We start from the raw sequence: 5,443 nt of genomic DNA on the forward strand, positions 1-5,443 counted from the left end.
ATCCTGTCGGACGCAAGATCGAGGCGCGGTTCGATCGGCAGGTAGCGAGAAGCCCGATCGCCGGTATCGGGCGGAGGCATGGGTGTGCCGAGCTTTTCCGGGGCAAGGCCGGCCTCACGGACCTCTTGCGCATAGATCGCGGCAAGGGCGGCACCTTGTGCGATCAGCTCGGCCTCGGTCTGGCGGATCAGCTGGTTTTCGTAGAGCCGGAAGAAGAACAGGCCGGCCAGCGGCAGTGCCATCACCATGATCAGGATGGCAATGACGACCGTGGCAAGCCGTGGCCGCCATTTGCTGCCGACCCATTTTTGGGCGCTCAACTCCCGCATTTACCCAGCCGGAAACCGACGCCGTGCACGGTCTCGATTGCATCGACGCAGCCGACCGCCGCCAGTTTGGCGCGGATGTTGCGGATATGGCTGTCGACGGTGCGGTCTGCGACATGGATGTTGGCGGCATAGGCATTGGCCATCACCATGTCGCGGCCGAGCACATGCGCCGGCCGCGCCAGAAAACCTTTCAGGATCGCGAATTCGATGCCCGTCAGCACCAGCGGCTTGCCGTCGAAGCTGGCTGCATGGCTTGCCGGAACCAGCGCCAGCCTGCCATGCGAGAATTGCCGGTCGTCGGCTGGTTTCGGCGTGGGCCGGGCGCGGCGCAGAATGACGTTGACGCGAGCGACCAGCTCGCGCGGGCTGAATGGCTTGGTGACATAATCGTCGCCGCCCATTTCCAGCCCGAGGATGCGGTCGATCTCTTCATCCCGCGCGGACAGGAACAGCACCGGCACGTCGGATGTGTGGCGCAGCCGCCGGCACACTTCCAGCCCGTCCATTTCCGGCATGCCGATGTCGAGCACGACAAGATCGGGCGCACGGCATTCGATCGCCTGCAAGGCAGCCGCGCCGTCCGGCACCGCCAGCGTTTTCATGCCGGCCTTTTCCAGCGCGAAGCAGATGATTTCGCGAATGTGCGGATCGTCGTCGGCGACCAGTATGTGGTGCGGCATCAAATCAGCGGCCCGGCATGAAGGGTTCGGACATCGGAGGAACCACAAACGGGCCACGCCTGTCGAGGGCGCGGTTGAGCCGCCAGTCACGAAAGCTCCAGCCGCGCCAGTTTTCCTGGCCGGCGCGGAAGCGTGCTTCGTCCTGCGCGTACCAGCCGGCGAGTTCGCTGGTGGAGGGGTCGGCGGCGGAAACCGTCCTGCTCTGGTGCTGGACGAAGCGATCGAGCGCCGGCAAGGCGCCGGGCCCGAGCGAGCGCAGGTACCAGACGTCGAGCTGGGTGCCTTGGCCGGTCATTTCGAAGCAGTGGTCGACATTGTAGTTGGCGATCAGCGCGGCAAAGTTGATGAACGAGCAGGCATAGAGCGTCGCTGATAGCGTCAGAAGATTGGCGGAAAGCAGCCATTCGTTGGACTTTTCGCGCGCGATGCGGGCTATGATCAGGATAAGGCCCGCCGCCACCAGCCCCATCCAGACGAAGGCGGCGACACGCCAATAGGTCAGCGCATAGATGCCGACATAGAGATCGAGCCGCAGGATCGACGAGATGACCAGGACGATGTTCTGCGCCACCCACACATAAACCAGCCGGCGGATGAGCGGATCGCCGGAGGTCGCACTTCCCGGCCGCAGCGCCGCCAGCACGAAGCCGGCGGCCAGCAGCGCCGTGACGATCAGCGGGTAGGCGCCGCGATGCGCGTAGGCGGCATAGGTCAGCCCGTCGGGAAGCGCGATGCCGCCCCACAGATAGGTGGCGTCGAGTGCGCTCTGCACCGCGAACAGGATGTTGAAGACGACAAGCGCGCGGAGAATGGCGGCCTTGCCGAAGACGATGTCCTCGATGGTGGTCCTGGTGGCCGGCGTCGCCGGTGCGCTGGCTGGCGACACCCTGTGGCGGCGGAGAAAGCGCGGCAGGCGCGGCCGCAGAAGGGCCCAGACGCCGGCAAGCACGAACAGCCAGAAGGCGAGACGTGGCAGCTGGATGAGGTTGAGCAAAGCGAAGAGATCAATCAGCGAGAACCAATATTCGATGACCGGATTGGCGGCGCCGAACAGCGCGAGGAACACCGCGCCGAGGCTCAGCGGCATGACCCAGACGGCGATCGCCGCAAGGCGCACGCGCCGCCGGCCAAGCCGCCGCGCCGCCTTGCGCCAGCGGAAGAAATCCAGGACGAGCCGAAATGGCGTTGCCAGCAGGAACAGCGAGAGTTGGCCGGCAATGCGGGCAAGGCCGCGCCGCAACCGTCCGGCCAGTGAAAGCGCGAAGATGGCCGTCGCCGCCAGCGCGATCGAGACGGACAGTACGCTGACATTTTCCGCAAGCGGCAGCAGCGCCATAAGCAGCGCAACCGGCTTGAACCAGAACCTGCCGGCGTTGAAGACGCCGAGAGGATGGAGAGCCATGCTCGCTGCTGCAATCGCAACGCCGAACAGGAAAAGCGTGATGCCCGCCGGTTGGCCATAGAAGAAAAAATCGGCCAGCGCGACGAGCAGGACGGCAATGCACAAGCGGCTGCAATAGCTCGGCGCCGCCGAGAGGAATACTATCATGATCGGGCTTTCTCGGCGGCTTTGATGCGGGCGGTGGGCAGGGACTTGCGGACGAAAGGGAGGAGGTTTGCCGAAGTCCGGGGCGGATCGACGAGCCACCAGCTTTCGCGGCGAAGCCGGTACGGCAGGGACCACGGGGAGTTCGTTTGCTCTTGCATGCCGCCCTTGTCGCATTCTGTCGGGTGGCAAGCGGGGCGGAGACGAGGAGATTTTCCGAAATTGCGTGCAGTTTTTATGCACGGCTTGCCTCGGCCGGTTGCAGGCGGCATAGATCGGAGATGACTGCCGAACCCTACCGCCCGCGCCGCTCGGTGCTTTACGTCCCGGCCTCGAACGACAAGGCGCTGGCCAAAATCCAATCGCTGGCCTGCGATGACGTCGTCATCGATCTCGAGGACGCTGTCGCCCCGGCCGACAAGCCTTCCGCGCGCGAAAAGCTGGCGGCGATTTTCGCCGGTCGTTCCGACCGGCGCTGCGAAATGGTGGTGCGCATCAATGCGCTGTCGAGCGAATGGGGCGCCGACGATCTTGTGGCCGCGGCAAGATGCACGCCCGACGCCATCCTGCTGCCCAAGGTCGACACGCCGCGCGACATTCTCGAGGCCGGCGACGTGCTCGACGACAATTTTATCCCGGACGAAGTCAAGCTGTGGGCGATGATCGAGACGCCCAAGGCACTGCTCAACATCGGGCCGATTGCCGAGCTCGGCCGCGATCCGGCCTCTCGACTGGGTTGTTTCGTTGCCGGAACGAACGACCTGGTCAAGGACACGGGCATTCTCGCCACGCCCGACCGGCGCTATCTCGTGCCATGGCTGATGCAGATGGTGCTCGCGGCGCGTGCCGGCGGCCTCGACCTGCTCGATGGCGTCTTCAACGATTTTCGCGATATGGACGGCTTTGCGCGCGAGTGCACGGAGGCGGCCGCGATGGGTTTTGACGGCAAGTCGCTGATCCATCCGGCGCAGATCGAAGCCGCGAACCGCGCCTTTGCGCCGACGCCTGAAGCATTGGCCGAGGCGCGCACAGTCAAGGAAGCCTTCGCGCTCGCCGAAAATACCGGCAAGGCGGTAGTTGCGCTGAACGGCAAGATGGTCGAGCGGCTGCATCTGGCGCAGGCCGAAAAACTGCTGGCGAAGGCCGCCGCTGTTCGCGCATGATTATCGTAAACTGACGACAGGATTGAAAATGAAACTCTACCGCTTTTTGTCCGGCCCGGACGACGCCAGCTTCTGCCACAAGGTGACGGTGGCGCTCAACAAGGGCTGGCACCTGTTCGGCTCGCCGACCTATGCCTATGACAAGGAGGCCAAGACCATGCGCTGCGGCCAGGCGGTGGTGAAGGACGTCGAGGGCCAGGAATACGGCCCCGACACCAAGCTCAGCGATTGGTAGGGAGGTTCGCTGAAGCGCTCGTCCTTCGTCATCCTAGGGCGTAGCAGTCGCGAAGCGACGTCGCGGAGTACCCTAGGATCCATGCCGTTACCTCTGCCGAAGGGCACGGCGGATCAGGATTAGTGTGATCTACCACCGATCGGGATAGCCCCAGAACGGGGATGATGAGCGTTCGGTTCTGCACCGCCGGAGCACTGCACCACTATTACGGCATGGATCCTGGGGTCTGCGCGCGTCGCTTCGCTCCTTGCTCCGCCCCAGGATGACGAGGAGCGGGGTCGCTCACTCCGCTGCCTCTTCGATCTTCTCCATATCGTCGTCCGACAGGCCGAAATGGTGGCCGATCTCGTGGATGAGCACGTGGGTGACGATGTCGCCCAGCGTTTCCTCGTTCTCGGCCCAGTAGTCGAGGATGGCGCGGCGATAGAGCGTGATGCGGTTCGGGCCTTCGCCGGTCTGCGGATTCCAGCGCTCGGCGATGCCGCGCCCCTCGAACAGGCCGAGCAGGTCGAAGGGCGTTTCCAGCGAAAGGTCGTCCATGATCTCGTCGGTCGGGAATTCGGCGATCTGAATGACGATCTCGCCGGTTAGCTTACGAAACTCCTCCGGCAGATGGGCATAGGCCTCCAGCGCCAGGAGCTCGATTTCCTCCATCGTTGGCGAAAGCTGGTCGTGCCAGATGCGTGTTTGGTAGATGCGAGCCATGCTTTGTCCTTTGATCCCGGCATATAGGCTTTCGGGCCGGACTCGGCAAATGGTCGGGCTGGAGTGCCCGTGTCATGCCATCAAGGCAGGAATAAATTCCCCATGACTCCGCTTGACTCTTCGGGCGGCCTCTGGAATCTATAGGGAACATAACAGGAACAATTGTGAGTGGAAGCTGACCGTCATGGCGACAAGCGCCGTGGCGCGGGAGACTGTTTTTGCCCTGCGCCGCCAGATCGCGAAGATCGAAGGGACCTTGCCCGAGCGCCTGGAGGCGCCGGCCGGTTCGTCGTTTGACGCGGATGTCCCTCGTCAGAGTCTGACACCCTCTCGGCATCCGACACCCGCTCGGAATCTGACGATTGTCCGGCGCGGTCTTGCCGTGGCGCCGCCCGATGCATTTTTGCGCAGCGGCGCCGAGCGCCTCGATGCTGCGCTGAGCGGCGGCCTGCCGAAGGCGGCGCTGAGCGAGTTTCATGGCGCCGCGACCCGCGATGCCGGGGCCGTCGCCGGTTTTGCCTTGTCGCTCGTCAGCCTGATCCTCAGCCAGGGGCCGCGACTGCCGGTGCTGTGGATCGGCACATCCGAGGTTTTCCGCGAGGCCGGCTTTCCCTATGCCCGGGGGCTTCACGCCTTTTTCGGCATCGAGCCGGAGCAATTGCTGTTTTCCGAGGCGCCAAGGCTGCTCGATGCGCTGTGGATCGCCGAGGAGGCTGCCCGGATGACGGCGCTGGCCGCTGTCATCCTCGAAATTCGTGGCAGCCCGCAGCGGCTTGACCTCACCG

5 protein-coding genes and 2 pseudogenes are annotated in these 5,443 nt (G+C 64.2%); 3 read left to right on the forward strand and 4 right to left on the reverse strand.

The window, feature by feature from the left end; translation table 11 throughout:
* The 3 genes and pseudogenes from E5W70_RS30515 to E5W70_RS30525 all read right to left on the reverse strand — a co-directional run.
* Positions 1-329, reverse strand: a pseudogene (locus E5W70_RS30515) (two-component sensor histidine kinase); the annotation flags it as partial.
* Entirely contained in the window at positions 317-1,009 is a 693-nt protein-coding gene (locus E5W70_RS30520) for a response regulator transcription factor (RefSeq protein WP_292664983.1), read from the reverse strand. The pseudogene E5W70_RS30515 and the gene E5W70_RS30520, both read right to left, overlap by 13 nt.
* Positions 1,010-1,013: 4 nt before the next feature.
* Positions 1,014-2,558: a DUF4173 domain-containing protein gene (locus E5W70_RS30525; protein ID WP_292664984.1), complete on the reverse strand. Its 1,545-nt coding sequence runs from the start codon at positions 2,556-2,558 to the stop codon at positions 1,014-1,016.
* Positions 2,559-2,836: 278 nt separating this feature from the next.
* Here E5W70_RS30525 and E5W70_RS30530 point away from each other — a divergent pair, with 278 nt between their 5' ends.
* Together E5W70_RS30530 and E5W70_RS30535 are read left to right on the forward strand one after the other, a co-directional pair.
* Complete coding sequence (locus E5W70_RS30530) at positions 2,837-3,718, forward strand: CoA ester lyase (protein WP_292664985.1); 882 nt, start codon at positions 2,837-2,839, stop codon at positions 3,716-3,718.
* Between the two features lie 28 nt (positions 3,719-3,746).
* Complete coding sequence (locus tag E5W70_RS30535) at positions 3,747-3,953, forward strand: DUF1737 domain-containing protein (protein ID WP_292664986.1); 207 nt, start codon at positions 3,747-3,749, stop codon at positions 3,951-3,953.
* Between the two features lie 282 nt (positions 3,954-4,235).
* On the opposite strand, the gene E5W70_RS30540 is transcribed toward E5W70_RS30535, so the two are convergent.
* Complete coding sequence (locus tag E5W70_RS30540; RefSeq protein WP_023721935.1) at positions 4,236-4,658, reverse strand: metallopeptidase family protein; 423 nt, start codon at positions 4,656-4,658, stop codon at positions 4,236-4,238.
* A 184-nt stretch (positions 4,659-4,842) separates the two neighbouring features.
* Between E5W70_RS30540 and E5W70_RS30545 the strand changes: the two are divergent.
* Positions 4,843-5,443, forward strand: a pseudogene (locus tag E5W70_RS30545) (hypothetical protein); the annotation flags it as partial.

Origin of the sequence: Mesorhizobium sp. (assembly GCF_005063415.1) — a bacterium.
Classification (GTDB): domain Bacteria; phylum Pseudomonadota; class Alphaproteobacteria; order Rhizobiales; family Rhizobiaceae; genus Mesorhizobium.

What these genes read in the sequence shown, in the direction of transcription:
- E5W70_RS30540 (WP_023721935.1), bottom strand. Translation starts at nt 4,658, where the DNA reads ATGGCTCGCATCTACCAAACACGCATCTGGCACGACCAGCTTTCGCCA.
- E5W70_RS30535 (WP_292664986.1), top strand. Translation starts at nt 3,747, where the DNA reads ATGAAACTCTACCGCTTTTTGTCCGGCCCGGACGACGCCAGCTTCTGC.
- E5W70_RS30530 (WP_292664985.1), top strand. Translation starts at nt 2,837, where the DNA reads ATGACTGCCGAACCCTACCGCCCGCGCCGCTCGGTGCTTTACGTCCCG.
- E5W70_RS30520 (WP_292664983.1), bottom strand. Translation starts at nt 1,009, where the DNA reads ATGCCGCACCACATACTGGTCGCCGACGACGATCCGCACATTCGCGAA.
- E5W70_RS30525 (WP_292664984.1), bottom strand. Translation starts at nt 2,558, where the DNA reads ATGATAGTATTCCTCTCGGCGGCGCCGAGCTATTGCAGCCGCTTGTGC.